General features: G+C 60.4%; 17 protein-coding genes. 3 read left to right on the forward strand and 14 right to left on the reverse strand.

Annotated elements, in window-relative coordinates; all coding sequences use genetic code 11:
* Window positions 1-74: 74 nt before the first annotated feature.
* Together G9X64_RS07415 and G9X64_RS07420 are read right to left on the reverse strand one after the other, a co-directional pair.
* Window positions 75-515: a DMT family transporter gene (locus G9X64_RS07415; protein WP_171376282.1), complete on the reverse strand. Its 441-nt coding sequence runs from the start codon at window positions 513-515 to the stop codon at window positions 75-77.
* Window positions 512-994 (reverse strand): DMT family transporter, encoded by a 483-nt coding sequence (locus G9X64_RS07420; protein ID WP_171376283.1) that lies wholly within the window; start codon window positions 992-994, stop codon window positions 512-514. Before G9X64_RS07420 ends, G9X64_RS07415 begins: the two co-directional genes overlap by 4 nt.
* Before the next feature lie 230 nt (window positions 995-1,224).
* Between G9X64_RS07420 and G9X64_RS07425 the strand changes: the two genes are divergently transcribed.
* Both G9X64_RS07425 and G9X64_RS07430 read left to right on the forward strand, forming a co-directional pair.
* Window positions 1,225-2,070: a pirin family protein gene (locus tag G9X64_RS07425; protein ID WP_171376284.1), complete on the forward strand. Its 846-nt coding sequence runs from the start codon at window positions 1,225-1,227 to the stop codon at window positions 2,068-2,070.
* A 60-nt stretch (window positions 2,071-2,130) separates the two neighbouring features.
* Complete coding sequence (locus G9X64_RS07430) at window positions 2,131-2,349, forward strand: hypothetical protein (RefSeq protein WP_018483477.1); 219 nt, start codon at window positions 2,131-2,133, stop codon at window positions 2,347-2,349.
* Between the two features lie 142 nt (window positions 2,350-2,491).
* Here G9X64_RS07430 and G9X64_RS07435 read toward each other — a convergent pair whose 3' ends face one another.
* From G9X64_RS07435 to G9X64_RS07460, 6 genes are all read right to left on the reverse strand, one after another.
* On the reverse strand, window positions 2,492-2,902 hold the full coding sequence (locus tag G9X64_RS07435; RefSeq protein WP_168313088.1) for a TIGR02588 family protein: 411 nt from the start codon (window positions 2,900-2,902) through the stop codon (window positions 2,492-2,494).
* A 6-nt stretch (window positions 2,903-2,908) separates the two neighbouring features.
* Complete coding sequence (locus G9X64_RS07440) at window positions 2,909-3,835, reverse strand: TIGR02587 family membrane protein (protein ID WP_171376285.1); 927 nt, start codon at window positions 3,833-3,835, stop codon at window positions 2,909-2,911.
* 113 nt (window positions 3,836-3,948) lie between these two features.
* Window positions 3,949-4,833 (reverse strand): DUF1206 domain-containing protein, encoded by an 885-nt coding sequence (locus tag G9X64_RS07445; protein WP_171376286.1) that lies wholly within the window; start codon window positions 4,831-4,833, stop codon window positions 3,949-3,951.
* Between the two features lie 256 nt (window positions 4,834-5,089).
* On the reverse strand, window positions 5,090-5,623 hold the full coding sequence (locus tag G9X64_RS07450; protein ID WP_168315114.1) for a GNAT family N-acetyltransferase: 534 nt from the start codon (window positions 5,621-5,623) through the stop codon (window positions 5,090-5,092).
* Between the two features lie 16 nt (window positions 5,624-5,639).
* Window positions 5,640-6,458 carry a bifunctional allantoicase/(S)-ureidoglycine aminohydrolase gene (locus G9X64_RS07455; RefSeq protein ID WP_168315113.1) on the reverse strand — a complete coding sequence of 273 codons (819 nt, stop codon included), beginning with the start codon at window positions 6,456-6,458 and terminating at the stop codon, window positions 5,640-5,642.
* A 117-nt stretch (window positions 6,459-6,575) separates the two neighbouring features.
* Window positions 6,576-7,229, reverse strand: a complete 654-nt coding sequence (locus tag G9X64_RS07460; RefSeq protein WP_168315289.1) for a glutathione S-transferase — start codon at window positions 7,227-7,229, stop codon at window positions 6,576-6,578.
* Between the two features lie 123 nt (window positions 7,230-7,352).
* Here G9X64_RS07460 and G9X64_RS07465 point away from each other — a divergent pair, with 123 nt between their 5' ends.
* Window positions 7,353-8,567 (forward strand): polyhydroxyalkanoate depolymerase, encoded by a 1,215-nt coding sequence (locus tag G9X64_RS07465; RefSeq protein ID WP_168315112.1) that lies wholly within the window; start codon window positions 7,353-7,355, stop codon window positions 8,565-8,567.
* 31 nt (window positions 8,568-8,598) lie between these two features.
* On the opposite strand, the gene G9X64_RS07470 is transcribed toward G9X64_RS07465, so the two are convergent.
* From G9X64_RS07470 to G9X64_RS07495, 6 genes are all read right to left on the reverse strand, one after another.
* Entirely contained in the window at window positions 8,599-10,434 is a 1,836-nt protein-coding gene (locus G9X64_RS07470; RefSeq protein WP_168315111.1) for an ABC transporter ATP-binding protein, read from the reverse strand.
* Window positions 10,435-10,469: 35 nt separating this feature from the next.
* The gene (locus G9X64_RS07475; RefSeq protein WP_168315110.1) at window positions 10,470-11,666 is read right to left on the reverse strand and encodes an aminotransferase class V-fold PLP-dependent enzyme; all 1,197 of its coding nucleotides are present in this window, start codon (window positions 11,664-11,666) and stop codon (window positions 10,470-10,472) included.
* A 68-nt stretch (window positions 11,667-11,734) separates the two neighbouring features.
* A complete protein-coding gene (locus G9X64_RS07480) occupies window positions 11,735-12,247 on the reverse strand; it encodes a RidA family protein (protein WP_168313080.1) in 513 nt (170 codons plus the stop codon).
* A gap of 50 nt (window positions 12,248-12,297) precedes the next feature.
* Window positions 12,298-13,167 (reverse strand): ABC transporter permease, encoded by an 870-nt coding sequence (locus G9X64_RS07485; RefSeq protein ID WP_168313079.1) that lies wholly within the window; start codon window positions 13,165-13,167, stop codon window positions 12,298-12,300.
* Window positions 13,167-14,108, reverse strand: coding sequence for an ABC transporter permease (locus G9X64_RS07490; RefSeq protein WP_168315109.1), 942 nt, complete (start codon window positions 14,106-14,108; stop codon window positions 13,167-13,169). The genes G9X64_RS07485 and G9X64_RS07490 overlap by 1 nt, the downstream gene beginning before the upstream one ends.
* 80 nt (window positions 14,109-14,188) lie before the next feature.
* The gene (locus tag G9X64_RS07495; RefSeq protein ID WP_168315108.1) at window positions 14,189-15,715 is read right to left on the reverse strand and encodes an ABC transporter substrate-binding protein; all 1,527 of its coding nucleotides are present in this window, start codon (window positions 15,713-15,715) and stop codon (window positions 14,189-14,191) included.
* Window positions 15,716-15,910 lie beyond the last annotated feature (195 nt).

The following is a 15,910-nucleotide window of genomic DNA, read 5'->3' on the forward strand; positions in this document are numbered from 1 at the left end:
GTCCCCGTGGCTTTCGTCCGGCCGATGAAATTGCCCGGTCAGCAATGGCACCGGAATCGCGGCACGGCGCTTAGCTATTGCGTGCCGTCACCTTTGCGTCGTCTCCGGCTGACCATCATGCCGCCGACGATGAGAACGATCCCGGTCGCGTTCGCCCAAAACGACGTTGGAACGGCGCTGATATAATCAAACGCTACCCCTGTCACCATCTGTCCACCGATGATCAGCAGAGCCGAATTCACCGCTCCTATTCGAGCAATGACCCAACTGCCCGCCGCCACGAAGATGACGCCGATCGGACCACCCAAATAGGCATACCAAGGCGCCTCGGCAACGCCCGCAGGAAGCAGACCTCCGACAAAGAGACCAAGGCAGGTGAGGGCAGCAAAGCCTATGGCATGATTCCAGAAGGATGCGATCAGCGGCGTCGTCGATATGCTCAGCCGCCCGTTGAGCTGACGACTGAGGCCAACGAGCACACCGCCCAGGCACGCAGAGAAAATGAACACCGTCACGCCGCACCTCGCCCAAACAGTATAATGAGTGCAGCCCCGGTGACGACCAAGCCGAGCGCGGCGATGTCTCGTCTATCTGGGCGCCGCTTTGGCAGACCGAACAATCCCCAGCTGTCGGCCGCGACGCTGAAGACGACCTGGCCTGCCAAACCCAAAGCCAAGGTGCCGGAGAGCCCGAGCGGCGAGTTGACCGCCGTCGAGGTCAGAATGACCGTTGCCGCGCCGGATATCCCGCCGAAATAGGCCCACCACGGCGCGTTGGGGGTTTTTCCTACCGTCGGCCTGCGCCGGCGGTGGACCACCAAAAGAAGAATGACAGCTGCGATGATGCCGGTGCCGTGTGCGGTCCAAGATGAGAACAGGGGATTGCCATAACGGGCCAATTCCCCGTTGAGGTGCACCATGAAAGTCAGGAGCCCGCCCGTGGCAAAAGCTCCGACGAAGTAGATGGGATGCGAATTACGTGCCTCGGTGGTCATTGCAGATCCTGTCAAAGAATCGATTGCGCCCGATATTTTTCAAATTGCCACTAAGGCCATTCATCGGCATTTTCAGCAAGAGATAGCACTGTGTGTCTGCGTCTTACGTCGCATCGGATTTCCCGCCTGGCATCAATCGTAGTCCGCCAAACTCTGTTCCATTGACGCGCCCTTCCAGCAGATGGCTAATAGTCTGGTGCCGTCACTGCCTTGCAAGCATGGAGGATGCGATGCTGATCAAGGGCGCACGAACTTTCGTGGTGCGGGATGCCGGAGGCTTCGTCGCGCATGTCAACATGCCGGGCTGGTTGAAGCCGAAGCCGACCGATCACGGCCAAGGCCCTCTCGCTATGGTCGTTGAATCCATGCTCGACCCTGGCCGCCTGGTTGCGATGCATGAGCACCGGAACGACGAGATCATTTCCTGGGTGCCAGAAGGTGTCATGCGTCACGACGACAGGGCCGCAGGCCGGTTGGTGATCGACCCCGATCATCTGATGGTGATGAATGCCGGGGTCAGCTTCTGGCATTCCGAAGAGACGCTGGCATCCGATCCGCCCCTGCGAATGCTGCAGATCCTCGTTCGCCCTCGTACCGTCGATCTCGAGCCGAAGATCCAGTACGGAGCTGTGCCGGCTGCCGCGGCAAACGTCTGGCGACACCTGGTCGGGCCGGAAGGGGAGGGCGCGCCCTTCTATGTCCGCAGCGCGATCGACTTCTTCGACATACGGCTAGACGCTGGGGTACGGGTGGAATTCCCGCAGAAACAAGGCCGAGACCTCTATTTCTACGTCTTTAGCGGTTCCGTTGTCGTCGATACCCAGACGTTCGCAGAAGGGGAGCAGGGGCTGCATTTATCGGATGACAAGCTCGAAGTAGTGGCGCAGAGTGCAAGCACGTTGGTCGCGTTTCTGCTCGACCCGAACGCACCGATCACCAGGCAGGGGACTGTTGGCGACCACAAGACGATCCCGCCGGCAATCATCATTCGCGCGTTTCTGAGGTGGAGGAAATTTCGTTATATGTGGCGTCGTCATCTTTCGCATCGCCGCTCGAAGGCCAAAAGGGCAATATGAATGGAACAAGGATGCCCTTAATGGGTTTCGAACCTTAGCGTTCAATAGGAGGAGCATTTCATGCCTACGGTTGCCGCCACACCCATCACCCCGCCAGACCAGCATGTTGTAACAGCCCGCGAAGCCATCGAGCCTCTTTATGAAAAGCTTGAGCTTCAAACGGAGTCGCTGGTCCTGTCTGCGGCGCTGGAAGCGGGATGGTCTTCGGATGAGGCAACCGAGGCGTTGGCGGCGCTTAGACTACAGGATGCACTTTCCACCCTTGGACGAACGGACTGACCGAAAACTCCGAGAATAATCGACGTCTCCTGTCGGAATGCCGACTATCAGTTACTGAACGGTGTCGCGCGGCGTGCTGACTAGCATGGCGGCTACGGAGATATCGCGGGCGCTGAATGAAAGTCGAAACCTAACAAATCGACTATGGCTCATCAAATGAGGACGCTCTGACCGTCAACGTTTTCCCGGCGGGGTCTTGCTGGAATATCAGCCCACCTTTGGCTTTCGAGTGTCCTGGGACATAGTCCAAGACGGTCTCGACGTTTTCAAGCACCGCACCCTGTTCTCGTATCTCGCCCTGGACGGTTACCTGCGACGCGGTCGCGCTTGAATCGTTTCGGATTTCGAACAGGACCTGAAAGCCGCCGTCGCGCTTTTCGGTCTGCAGCACGACCCCGACCAGGTTCGGCGAAGAGTCACGGTCTACCAATGCATCCTTGCCAATCCAAGCAATCACGCCAAGGACAATTACGGCCGAGACGACGCCCGTTGCCCATTCAATCCAATGCGGTTCGCCTGCTTCCACATTTTTGTCGTTGAAGATTTTTGTCATGGTGCCTCACAGGATCAGGCGCGCTGCTGCCGCGCCAATGGCACCGGGAAAGCTCAGAACGACAACGGCCATAAGGATTTGGGTCGACCCGATGTCATCGGTTCTGTGGAACGTCCAGAGGCAATAGGCACTGATCAGACCGGCAATCACGTAGCCCGGCAGGGTGAAGCGAAGGAAAGCGTGCCAGCTTGGCATACCCTCGGCGAGATCGTGGCTCCCCTTGAAAGAAAGGGCGTAAACGAACCCATGCATGACTGCCAGCGAGGCTGCGATCATGAGCAGGCCATGCCACGGCGTCATCTTGTACGAGAGCAAGATCATTTCCTCGGTGGGCGCGACGTTGAGGTTGAGGAACAGGGCGCCGACCGCCATCAGGAATAGTTCACCGGCGTAGCTCGTTTCCCGTTCGTGGACTGGGTCATCACTGTCGCCTTCCTTGGCATCGTCACCACCGTCCGATTGTCCGCCGAGCTGGCTCCTACCTAGCATCGCACCAATGCTGGCAGGTATGGCTTGGATGGCGATGATTCCGATAATCTCGTGCGGAGATTGGTCGTATTTCAGAACCCCCATGGCCATGAGGATCAGTGCACTGCCCAGAACCCCAAGGCCGTAGGCAATGCTTGCGTCACGGATCGCTTGTCGCCAGGTGGACGTCCGCTCAAATCCGATCCGGTCCGAGAGAATAACGAGGAGGGGAATATTGACGATCAGCAAGAAAAACAGGCGGCTGCGGTCCATGTAGAAGCCGAGCTCCCACATTTCCATGGTCATGAACATGGGCAGCGCGAAAAGCAATGCTCCAGCAATACCGCGTGCAATCCCTGCAAGAAATCTGCTGCTGTCGAAATCCTTGCGTGTGGTCGCGACACTCAAGTTAGATCTCCCCCTAAATGAAAAAGTGCCACCACCCGTAAACCGAGGCAGCGGCATTCAAAGCGCACGCGCTCGCTGCAGAAGCGCGGGTTGGGCGCATGAGCACCAGCGCCGCCGAAGCGAAAGCCGTCATGGACATCAAGGTTGACATGACTTTTCTCAAATGCTTCTCAGTTGCGAGATAGTGGCAGTTCCGACCGTACCTGCGACAGTTTTGGTGTCGACACGGTTCGATATCGTGCCTCGACCAAATTATAGATCCCGAACGCCGCCAAGCCGATAGCCACCACGAGGTAGAGAACAGCTCCGAAAGGAAGCTGTCTCACGAAGGTCAAGGCATCACTTATGCTTCCCGCCTGGCCCGGATCGACGGTGAAGGCCGCATAGCAAAAGAAGATGCCGACGATCACGAAAACGACCCCACGGGAAACCAGGCCATAGACGCAAATCAATAGCAGAGGTCGGCTTTGACCGAGCGTGAGATATCGCTCAAATCGCCGTGTGATACCTTTCAGCGCGGTAACAGCACCACCAACGACAAACCCGAGACCAATCGCACCAGCCAGAAATCGACCAAACGGTTGCGACATGGCCAAGGCTGCCAAGCCCTTTTCTCCGCCGTCGCCACCGGATCCAAAACCAAGGGCGCCCTGAAAGGCGTATATCGCCAACCCCATGTACGTCACGGCGCTCCCGAGAAGGGCTGCACGGATCAGGTAGCTTTTCACACTGTGGTCATGGTTATCCGCGTTCGCGATGGACTGGGCAAGCCGCCATGCTACAAAGCCGAGTAGCCCGAGCCCTATCAAGCCCAGCCACACCCGGCCCAATGGCTGTTCCAAGACAGCGTCGAGCGCTGATTTGGTATCGGCCTTTCCGCCGAAGCTCGAAAAAACTGCCAGCGCAGCAATGAGCAAAAACACAATGCCTCGGGCGCTATATCCAGCCCGCGCAAGCCATTCAAACTTCGACCTGGTCATCTCTGGTTCCCCCGCCGCGGATTTAACGAGCGCCCAGCAAAACAGTTCCGACTTCTCCGCGATGAATGTCTGCAACGAGGCAAGCGCCTCGAACTTTTTATCGCAATTTTGATTGTCGGACGCCCACCGCAGCCTGCAAATTCGAGAGTACGAAGGTCGCCCGGATGGCCGCCACGAGAAACAGCATGAAGCGACGAAGCAGAAGTGTGCTGAGCCAGAAACGCGGCTAAATCTTTGTCAGTTCCATAAGATAGATTACGCCACTTTTACAATCATAAATTGCTTAGTTATTAATTCACCACCTCTAGGCTTAAGCCGATGTGTGGGAGGGTCAAATACCGTTTGGTGATCGCAGCTCGTAGAGCACGTGATGACGCAATGGATGCCCCTCGGCGAAATTGGGATGATTGAACTCACCGATCCGGTTCATCCCCAGTCGCCTCATCAAACCCCAGGAATTGCTGTTTGCGGGCACTGTGAAGCTGACGATGCGGTCAAGCTTCAGCTCGTTGAATGCAAAGTCGAGGGCCCGCCCCGCGGCCTCGCGCGCATAGCCGGCACCGTGCCGCGACGCTGAGAGCCGCCAACCGATTTCGACTGCCGGGGCAAATGGCAAAGTAGCTGAAACCTTGGCGAGGCCGCACATGCCGATCAACTGGCCGCTTGCCTTCTCCTCCAGCGCCCAGAATCCCCAACCATGATCCTCGAAGTGCCGGTCGATGCGGTCGAGCATCGCATCCGACTGTTCATGAGTCAGAGGATTGAGATATCTGACAACGTCGGGCTCGGCATTGATCGCAGCGAAGGGCTTTCGATCCTGCGGTCGCCAGGGTCTCAAAATCAGACGTTCGCTTTCGAGCTTCATCGTCCCTTCGCCGGTCCTACCAGAGTGTCATGTGACGGTTGACATCCTTGTAGAGCAGATAGCGGAACCGACCGGGGCCGCCGGCGTAACATGCCTGCGGGCAGAAGGAGCGCAGCCACATGAAGTCGCCGGCCTCGACCTCAACCCAATCCTGGTTCAGCCGATAGACGGCCTTGCCCTCCAGCACGTAGAGACCATGCTCCATGACATGGGTTTCCATGAAGGGGATCACGGCACCCGGCTCCAAAGTCACGATATTCACGTGCATGTCGTAGCGGACATCGGCCGGATCGATGAACCGGGTCGTCCCCCAGCGTCCATCGGTATCAGGCATTGCCGAAATGGGGTGCCGGTCCTCATGCGTGAAGATCGCCGGCGGCGGCTCCAGCCCCTCGACCTCCTGAAAGGCCTTCCGAATCCAGTGGAATTTTGCCGCCGTCGAACCACCGTTTTTCAGACGCCAGACCGAACCCGCCGGAATATAGGCGAACGAACCGGAGCGTAGCGCATGGCTGGCGCCGTCGAGTTCCACCGTCATCTCGCCTTCAACGACGAACAGGACCGCTTCGGCTCGCTTGTCGGGCTCCGGCCGGTCGCTTCCGCCGCCCGGCTGAACCTCCATCACATATTGCGAGAAGGTCTCGGAGAAGCCGGAGAGCGGCCGGGAGAGAACCCATGCCCGTGTCCCCGTCCAATGGGGAAGGACGCTGGTGACGATATCGGTCATGACGCTGCGCGGGATGACCGCGTAGGCCGTGGTGAAAACGGCTTTGCTGGAAAGCAGCTCGGTTTGCGGCGGCAGTCCGCCGAGTTTCGAATAATAATCTCTGTTCATCGGTCCAGGCTTCGCGGCTTTTTTGGCACTGCATCTGCTTTATGCGCCGCTCATCCTCCAGGCAACTCTTAATTCGGACCGTGAAAATCGACGTCGAGTCGCCCGGCCGCGTTTCCGTCAGAACTCGACTTCCAGTTCGACGATCTCGTCCGGCTCGGCCATCGCCCCCTCGGTCCATTCACCCATCAGCGGCCAGGACAACACCGTCTCGACATAGGCTGCAAGCCGCGGTTCGAGCTCCACCGCATAGGTGCGGAAGCGGGTGCAGACCGGCGCGTACATCGCATCGGCCACGGTCGGCGTGGTGCCGAACAGCCAGGGCCCACCGCTTGCCTCGAGGCATTCGGTCCAGATCGCCTTGACGCGCTCGACATCGGGCCGCGCGCCCGAGAATATCTTGAAGCTCGCATGCCGCGCCTTGAGGTTCATCGGCAATGCCGAGCGCAGGTTATGGAAACCCGAATGCATCTCGCCCGAGACCGACCGGCAGCGGGCGCGCGCCGCGCGCTCAGTGGGCCAGAGCCCGGCATCCGGCACGACCTCATGGAGATATTCGGCAATCGCCAGCGTGTCCCAGACCGTCACGTCATCATGGGTCAGCCTCGGCACCAGAACCGACGGCGAGAGCAGAAGCAGTTCCTGACGCGCCTCGTCATCCATCTCCACAAGGACTTCGGCGAAGTCCAGCCCCGCCATCCGGCACAGCAGCCAGCCGCGCAGAGACCATGAAGAGTAGTTCTTCGAGGAAATCGTCAGTGCAGCTTGCGACATCGGGCTCGTATCCTTGTCGGACAATGTTGCTTCTTCCTCGATAATCTTCTCGCATGGCAGGATATATTCCACTAGCATTTTTTGCACCGCCGCATCGATGCGGCAGTGCGGGAGATTTCGGCCATGCTCTACCAGGCCTATCAGTTCCAGGATGATCTCATCGCGCCGCTCCGCGATCTGGCGCGGCGCTTGCAAATCTTCTCCGCGACAGCGCTCTGGGGATCCGGCAGCGAAATGGGACGGCACTTCGCCGCCGCGCTGGAGATGATCTCACGCTTCGAAATCACCCACCAACGTCCGGATTTCGCGATAGACTCGGTCATGATCGGCAATCGCGTGGTGCCTGTCACCGTCGAGACCTTACTCGACATGCCCTTCGGCACGCTGCTGCGCTTTGCAACGGACACCGATGCAAAGCGGCCGCGGGTGCTGGTCGTCGCCCCGCTGTCCGGCCATTTCGCCACACTCCTGCGCGGCACGGTGCAAACCCTGCTGCGCGATCATGACGTCTATATTACCGACTGGGCGAACGCCCGCGACGTGCCGCTGTCGGCCGGACGCTTCGGCATGGACGACTATGTCGATTATATCATGCATTTCCTGGAGGAAATCGGTCCGGGCGCTCATATCCTCGCCGTCTGCCAGCCCTGCGTGCAGGCGCTGGCCGCCGTTGCCGTGATGTCGGAAGAGCGGCATCCCGCCACCCCGCGGACCATGACGCTGATGGCCGGGCCGATCGACCCGCGCGAAAGCCCGACGAAGGTCAACGAGCTTGCCGTATCGAAGTCGCTCGCCTGGTTCGAGAACTCGCTGATCACGGGCGTTCCCTGGCGTTATCGGGGTGCGGGACGGCGGGTCTATCCCGGCTTCCTCCAGCTCGTCGCCTTCATGTCGATGAACATGCAGCGCCACCAGGACGCTCATCGCAAGCTTTACGACCATTTGGCGAAGGGCGAGACCGCCGAGGCCGGCAAGATCAAGAATTTCTATGACGAATATTTCGCCGTGCTCGACCTCACCGAGGAATTCTACATCGAGACCATCGAACGCGTCTTCCAGAAAGCGGAACTCGCGACCGGCGACCTCACCCACCATGGCCGCAAGGTCGACCCGGGCCAGATTCGCAACACGGCGCTCTTGACCGTCGAGGGCGGCCGCGACGACATCTGCGCGCTCGGCCAGACGTCGGCCGCGCACGATCTCTGTCGTGGACTGCGCCCGCATCTGAAGCGCCATCATCTTCAGGCCAATGTCGGACATTACGGCGTCTTCAGCGGCCGCCGCTGGGAGGGGGAAATCTACCCCGTCGTGCGCAACATGATCCTGGCGATGGAATAGCGCCCGTCAGATCCGAAACGCGATGGCAAGTCTACCGATCGGCCATGACCAGGTGGCCCGGCCCGACTTCGCGATAAGAAGTGCTCGCAGGCTGATAGTCGACCGGGCGCATCGGGCTCTTGATCTCGTCATTCGCCACCATCCGCTTTTCATGGCGGCGGTCGGGATCCGGCACGGGCACTGCCGCGATGAGTTTCTTCGTATAGGAATGCTGCGGATTTTCGAAGACCGCGGCCCGCGGGCCAATCTCGACGATCTCGCCGAGATACATCACTGCCACACGGTGGCTGACACGTTCGACCACCGCCATATCGTGCGAGATGAACAGGAAGGCGAGGTTGAGGCTCTGCTGCAGATCGAGCATCAAGTTGATGACCTGCGCCTTGATCGAGACGTCGAGCGCCGAGACGCTTTCATCGGCGACGATGACCTTCGGCTGCAGGGCGAGCGCGCGGGCGATGCAGATGCGCTGGCGCTGGCCGCCGGAAAATTCATGCGGATAACGCGCCGCCATCTCCGAGGAGAGACCGACCTTCACCAGCAGATCGGCGACGACATCTTTCGCCTGCTTTGCGGTGCCCATCCTGTGTTCGAGATAGGGTTCGGCGATCGCAGCACCGACCGTCATACGCGGATTGAGGCTGGCAAAGGGATCCTGGAAGATCATCTGCACGGATTTGCGCATCTCGCGCAGATCCTTCCTGTCGAGGCCGAGCACCTCCCTGCCCTCGACGAGAACGGAACCGGCCTGGGGCTCGATGAGGCGCATGATGGCGCGGCCGGTCGTTGATTTGCCGCAGCCGGATTCACCGACGAGCGACAGCGTCTCACCGGCATGAAGATCGAAGGAGACGTTTTCGACGGCATGCACCCGGCTGGTCAGCCGGCCAAACAGGCCGGAATGGATGTCGAAACGCTTGGTGAGGTTCTTCACCTGCAGCACAGGCGTTGCTGCCACCGTATCGGTGACCTCGGCGGGAATGTCTGATTCACCCGTTGCGGTATTGACCACGGGAAAGCGCAGCGGCCTTTGCCGGCCTTGCATCGAGCCGAGCACCGGCACGGCTGATAGTAGCGCTCTCGTATAGGGATGTTTGCCGCGGTGGAAGATATCGGCGGTGGCGCCGCTTTCCACCTGTTCGCCGCGATACATCACCACCGTCCTGTCGGCGATCTCGGCAACGACGCCCATGTCATGGGTGATGAAGAGAACGGAGGTCCCCTCCTCGTCCTGCAGCATCTTGATGAGATCGAGGATCTGGCCCTGGATGGTGACGTCGAGCGCCGTCGTCGGCTCGTCGGCGATCAAGAGTTTCGGCCGGCTGGCGAGCGCCATGGCAATCATCACCCGCTGGCGCATGCCGCCGGAGAAGCGATGCGGATATTCGCCGAAGCGCGAGGCGGCCGAAGGGATGCGGACCTTTTCCAGCAGCCTTATCGTCTCGGCTTTGGCATCGGCCTTGGTCATATCGGAATGGCAGAGCAGCGCCTCGGATATCTGGTCGCCGATGGTGAAGAGCGGATTGAGCGATGTCATCGGCTCCTGGAAGATCATCGCCACCTCGTTGCCGCGCACCTGCCGCATGGCATTTTCCGGCAAGGCCAAGAGGTCGCGCCCGCCGAGCATGACACGGCCCTCGACGCGGCTCGTATCCGCCTGCAGCAGCCGCATGATCGAGAGCGAGGTGACGCTCTTGCCCGAGCCGGATTCGCCGACGATCGCCACCGTCTCCGCCGGAGCGACGGTGAAGGAAACATCGCGCACGACCGGTTTCCAGACGCCATCCACCAGGAAGGATGTCGTCAGCCTTTCGACGGAAAGAACGTCGGTCGTCATCTCAATCGGTTGCGCTTGGGCAGTGGCCATAGTGGTTCCTCTTGCGACAGATGAGCGGCGGCGGATCAATCCGGCCAGCGCAGCGCACCGTCGAAGCGGTGCCTGCTGCGGTTCTCGATCGGCGTTGCGATGATCTCGTTGGAAGCACGTGCCTTGTCGAGTTCCTGCGCCAGGCGCTCCGCGACAATCGTCTCCTCGCCGGGGTGCAGGTTGCAGGGGTCGAGGTAGAAATAGCGGTGCTCCACCTCATGATCGCGCACGATGATCGGCGGGCTGCCTTTGGCAAGCGCATCGGCCAGATCCCAGGCGGTAATATGGGCCTGCTCGGGATCGACGATCAGGCGCAGCCGATCGAGGGGATTGTTGGTCGGGTCGGGTTCGATCATCGCGGTGAGGCCCGGGCGACCGTCGAGCGTGCGCTTCCACAGGTTGAGATAGCTGGTTTCGCGTTCCCGGATGCCGGCATGGTCGCGGTTTTCCCAGGCTTCGAGCGCCGCCATGACGCCGAAGATGCTCTCCTTGCCGACCTTCATGCCGCGGCCGATGCCCATATTCTGCAGGAAAGCATGACGCACCAGCTCCTTCTTGCCGGCAACGATGCCCGAAGTCGGACCGCCGAGGAATTTGTGGCCGGAGTAAAGCGCGATATCGGCCCCCTGCTCCAGGAAAATCCTGAGATCATATTCCGAGGCCGCATCGACGATGACGGGCACGCCCTTGGCATGGGCGATCTCGACGAATTCCTTGAGATTCAAAAGGCCGTAATCGACGACATGGTGGGAGACGACATAGACGGCGGCTGCGGTCTTGTCGGTGATGGCGTTTTCCATGTGGAAGCGATGCGTCGAGGTCGCCTGCCCGACAAGCACGACCTTGCCGCCGGCAAGCCGGATCGCCTGGTCGACCGGGGCGCCGTAACTGACGACATGGCCCATCTGCACCAGCACTTCGTTCTTCTCCGGCACGACATCCGGCAACCTCTCGATCGCCAACAGATTGTTGCCGGTGATCGCGCCGGCGACGGCCAGCGAAATGCCGGCCGAGCAGGAGGCGGTGACGAAGCCCGCCTCGCCGCCGGTCAGCCTTGCGATGACGGCGCTGGCCTTACGCTGCAGGTCGTTGATCTCAACGAAGTGCGGCAGGATCGATGCCATCGCGCTGATCGCTTCGGGAACGACGATGGAGGCGCCGAGGCTGGTCATCGTGCCCGATACATTGATGACAGGGCGAAGGCCAAGCGACGGGCGGATATCAGTGGACATGGAGATCTCCAGAATTCTGGGTCGAAAAACGAAACATGGTGCGGTCGATCAAGTGTGTCGAGCTCCCGTCAGCCGTGCAAGGCGACGATCGCCTCGATCTCGACGGTGATGTTGCCGGGCAGTGAGCCGAAGCCGACGGCCGAGCGGGCATGTTCGCCGGCCGGCCCGAAGACTGCGATCAGCAGATCCGAGCAGCCGTTGATGACGCTTGGATGATCCTCGAAATCAGGCACGGCATTGACCATGCCGAGCAGCTTGACCACCCGCTTGACCCGGGAGAGATCACCCAGCGCATCCTGCATGACGGCAAGCAGGTTGATGCCGGTCAGCCGCGCATGGCCGTAGGCCTCGTCGACACTGACCCCACCGCCGACCTTGCCGGCATGCATGAAGCCGTCAGCCTCACGCGGGCCCTGGCCGGAGAGATAAAGCATATTGCCTTCGATCACATGCGTGACGAAATTGGCGATCGGCGGCGGCGGCGGCGGAAGCGCAATGCCGAGGGCGGCAAGCCGTTCGTAAGGCGAGTTCTCGACCTTGCCGGCGGCGGTGGGAAACTGATTCACGCAAACTCCTGTCATGCAATTTTCGATTAGGCGAATTTCGATTGGGCCGACGCTTGGCCGGCGGATTAAAGATCCTTGCGAAGTCTTGGATCGAGCATGTCCCTGAGGCCATCGCCGACCATCTGCAGCGACAGCACGGAGAGGATGATGGCGACACCCGGGAACAGCGTCATCCAGTCGGCCTGGCCGATATACTGCCGGCCGGCGGCGATCATCGTTCCCCAGGTCGGAATTTCGGGGCTGACGCCGAGGCCGAGGAAAGACAGGCCGGCTTCGGCAAGCATCGCGCTGGCAAAGAGGAAGGTAGCCTGCACCAGGATCGGCGACAGCAGATTGCGCAGCACATGCCGTGTCATGATGTGAAACGTGGAAATGCCGAGCGCCCTCGCCGCCTCGACATAGGGAAGTTCACGAATGACCAGCGTCGACGCGCGGACAATGCGGGCAAGGCGCGGCGCATAGACGATCGACAGCGCGATGATGACGGTCGTCAGCGACGGGCCGAGGGCGGCGACGAGCGCGATCGCCAGCAGAATATCCGGAAACGCCATCATCGCGTCGATCAGCCGGGCGATTGGCGTGTCGAGCTTCTGGAAGAAGCCGGCAAGCAGGCCGAGCGTCACGCCGATTATGGCCGAGAGCGTCACGACCGCAACACCGACGAGCAGCGACAGGCGGCCGGCGAAGATCGTCCGCGAGAAGACGTCGCGGCCGAACTCATCTGTGCCAAAGAAAAAGGCGCCGCTCGGCGGCTTCAGCCGGTTGACGATGGAAAGCTTCGACGGCGAATAGGGCGCGACAACAGGCGCGAAGACCGCCAGAAGCACGAAGATCGTCAGGATCAGCAGACCCAAGGCGACCGTCTTGCGCTTCAGCAGGCGCTTGACGAATTTGCTGCCTTCGCCTTCGACTGATTTGATTGCGATATCGGCCATCAGTAGCGCACCCTCGGATCGATCAGCAGATAGAGCATGTCGATCGCAAAATTGATCAGCACGTAGAGGGCGGCGATGACGAGCAGCGCGCCCTGGATGACCGGATAGTCGCGGCGCAGCACCGCCGAGACGACGAGATTGCCGACACCCGGCAGGCCGAAGACCGTCTCGGTGACGACGGCGCCTGAAATCAGCACTGCTGCCGTCAGGCCGATCACCGTCAGGATCGGGATCAGCGCATTCTTCAGCGCGTGCTTGAGGATCACCCGGCGCTCGATCAGCCCCTTGGCGCGGGCCGTGCGGATATAATCGTCGCCGAGCACATCGAGCATCGACGCTCGGGTGAAGCGCAGGATCAGCGCCGAGGAGACAATGCCGAGTGCAAAGGCCGGCAGCGTCAGGTGATACATGCGCTCGAGAAAGGTCGAGCCCGGACCTCCATAACCCGAAACCGGGAAGAGGTTGAGCCTGACGGCGAAGAACTGCATCAGAATGAGACCGAGCCAGAAGCTCGGAATGCTGGCTGCAAACATGGCGAGCGTCGTTGCCGCCTGGTCGACGAAGGAACCGCGCCGATAGGCGGCATAGATGCCGATCGGCAGGGCGATGATGCTGGCAATGGCGAGCGAAAACAAAGTCAGGAAGAAGGTCGGCTCGGCCCGATCGAGCAAGGCCGAGGTGACAGGCATGTTGAGGAAGATCGACTGGCCGAGATCACCTCTCAGCATCTGGCCGAGATAATAGACATATTGCAGGCCGAGCGACTGATCGAGGCCGAGCCGGGACCTGAGGTCGGCAATATCCTGCGGCGTCGCATCCGGCCCGAGCATGACGGCGGCCGGATCGCCCGGGGTCACCCGCACGATGACGAAGACGATCGTGACGACGAGAAACATCACGACGATCATGCCGAACAGGCGCTGGAGGATGTAGCGTATCATGAATCCCTGGCAAACCTTTGCAGATGCGGCAAAAAAGAAGACCGATACCGACCAGGAATGGCCGGTATCGGTGGCGATGCTTACTTCTTGATCGAAGCATTCCAGAAATACGGCCACGGAGCCGGATCGACGCCTTCAAGCTTGGCCGACACTGCCGAAACGGCGTTGAAGTCGCCGATCTTCATGAAGGGGGCGTCGGCATAGATCGCCTTCTGGACATCGGCCCAGAGCGCCACGCGCTTCTTCGGATCGACTTCCGAGGTGAAGGCATCGACGGCGGCCTTGCGGGCCGGCGTATCCCACCAGCCGGGCGAGCTGGTCGAAAGCGAGCCGATCAGCGCCGGCTCCGGCAGGAAGGGGCTATGGGTGATGTAGATATCCCAGAGCTTCGGATCGGTGCGGCGCTGCGTCAGCGTCGCCCAGTCCACAACCTGCATATCGACGGTGAAGCCGGCAAGCTTCAGATATTCGGCGGCGACCTGCGCCATCTTGTAGTGGAACTCATACTGGCGGCTGGTCAGGATACGGATCGGCTCACCATTGTAGCCGGCCTTCTTGGCGGCAGCGGCCGCCCCTTCCGGATCGGCGACGTTATAGGCGCCCTCGACGCCGGCATCCGTCGACCAGGCAAAGGTCTTTGGATAGATGGCGCCGTCGAGCGCGTAGAAATCCGTGCTGCCGAAGGCCGCGGCCAGCATGTCTTCCATGCTGAGCGCCTGACGGATCGCCTTGCGGACCTCGACATTCCCGGCAATACCTTCCTTCGTATTGAAGACAAAGACGGGATAGCCGAAGGGCTTCAGGATGATCGGCTGCGAGGCGGTGGAGGCCTTCAGCTTGTCGTAGGATTCGACCGGGATCGAGTCGACATAATCATACTGGCCGGAAACGGCTGCCTCGACGCGGGTGTTCGGATCCGGCACCGGCACGAAGCGGATCTCATCGAGATACTGGCGGCGGGCGCCGCCATAACCATTGCTGTCGCCTTCGCGTGACTTGTAGCCGTCGAAGCGGACGAGCTGGATATACTGGTCGGCCTTGCGCTCCTTCAGCATATAGGGACCGGTGCCGATGAAGTCCTTCATCGGTTCGTCCTGCTTTTCGGAGGGGATGATGATCGCGGCCGAATTGTTGAAGGCGAGCAGCGAGGTCAGCGGCGCATAGGGCTGCTTCAGCGTGATCGTCACGGTTGCCGGATCGGCGGCGGTGACCTTGTCGATGAAGCCGGCCACCTGCTTGCCGCGCGAGGCGATCTTCATCCAGCGGCCAAGCGAAGCGACGACATCTTCCGAGGTCATGTCGGTATCGTCGTGGAACTTGATGCCGGTCCTGAGCTTGATCGTATAGGTTTTGCCGTCGGCGCTGATCTCAGGCAGGCTTTCGGCGAGAAGCGGCGTGACGTTCCAGCTCTTGTCGAAGGTGTAGAGCGTTTCGAAAATGTGCTGCGTGACGATGCCGACGAGATCGGCCGTCGACGACATCGGATCGAGCGTCGGCGGCTCGCCGATCGTCGCGACATTGATGACGCCGCCCTTTTCCTGGGCAAGGAGCGTCGAAGGCAGGGCGACGAGCGCGGTGCCGAGAAGGAATGCGACCAGTGTTTTCATATGAGGGCTCCCGTTTAGTTCCACAATTATGTAATTCATCTTTTTGTAACAGAATAGGAGATGGATCGATCCTGTCAAGCACGACCGACGGATTATGCTTGGGGGCGGATACCGGGACGCCGCAAAAACCCACAATCTTCGGCTGCGCCCGCCTGCACCACGGCCGCGCATTATGCCAAGATGAGGCGATCACCC

Source organism: Rhizobium sophorae, assembly GCF_013087515.1.
In the GTDB taxonomy this organism is placed as follows: Bacteria; Pseudomonadota; Alphaproteobacteria; order Rhizobiales; family Rhizobiaceae; genus Rhizobium; species Rhizobium sophorae.

What these genes read in the sequence shown, in the direction of transcription:
- G9X64_RS07485 (WP_168313079.1), bottom strand. Translation starts at nt 13,167, where the DNA reads ATGGCCGATATCGCAATCAAATCAGTCGAAGGCGAAGGCAGCAAATTC.
- G9X64_RS07420 (WP_171376283.1), bottom strand. Translation starts at nt 994, where the DNA reads ATGACCACCGAGGCACGTAATTCGCATCCCATCTACTTCGTCGGAGCT.
- G9X64_RS07450 (WP_168315114.1), bottom strand. Translation starts at nt 5,623, where the DNA reads ATGAAGCTCGAAAGCGAACGTCTGATTTTGAGACCCTGGCGACCGCAG.
- G9X64_RS07460 (WP_168315289.1), bottom strand. Translation starts at nt 7,229, where the DNA reads ATGTCGCAAGCTGCACTGACGATTTCCTCGAAGAACTACTCTTCATGG.
- G9X64_RS07470 (WP_168315111.1), bottom strand. Translation starts at nt 10,434, where the DNA reads ATGGCCACTGCCCAAGCGCAACCGATTGAGATGACGACCGACGTTCTT.
- G9X64_RS07480 (WP_168313080.1), bottom strand. Translation starts at nt 12,247, where the DNA reads ATGACAGGAGTTTGCGTGAATCAGTTTCCCACCGCCGCCGGCAAGGTC.
- G9X64_RS07455 (WP_168315113.1), bottom strand. Translation starts at nt 6,458, where the DNA reads ATGAACAGAGATTATTATTCGAAACTCGGCGGACTGCCGCCGCAAACC.
- G9X64_RS07435 (WP_168313088.1), bottom strand. Translation starts at nt 2,902, where the DNA reads ATGACAAAAATCTTCAACGACAAAAATGTGGAAGCAGGCGAACCGCAT.
- G9X64_RS07440 (WP_171376285.1), bottom strand. Translation starts at nt 3,835, where the DNA reads ATGCCGCTGCCTCGGTTTACGGGTGGTGGCACTTTTTCATTTAGGGGG.
- G9X64_RS07495 (WP_168315108.1), bottom strand. Translation starts at nt 15,715, where the DNA reads ATGAAAACACTGGTCGCATTCCTTCTCGGCACCGCGCTCGTCGCCCTG.
- G9X64_RS07465 (WP_168315112.1), top strand. Translation starts at nt 7,353, where the DNA reads ATGCTCTACCAGGCCTATCAGTTCCAGGATGATCTCATCGCGCCGCTC.
- G9X64_RS07490 (WP_168315109.1), bottom strand. Translation starts at nt 14,108, where the DNA reads ATGATACGCTACATCCTCCAGCGCCTGTTCGGCATGATCGTCGTGATG.
- G9X64_RS07475 (WP_168315110.1), bottom strand. Translation starts at nt 11,666, where the DNA reads ATGTCCACTGATATCCGCCCGTCGCTTGGCCTTCGCCCTGTCATCAAT.
- G9X64_RS07425 (WP_171376284.1), top strand. Translation starts at nt 1,225, where the DNA reads ATGCTGATCAAGGGCGCACGAACTTTCGTGGTGCGGGATGCCGGAGGC.
- G9X64_RS07430 (WP_018483477.1), top strand. Translation starts at nt 2,131, where the DNA reads ATGCCTACGGTTGCCGCCACACCCATCACCCCGCCAGACCAGCATGTT.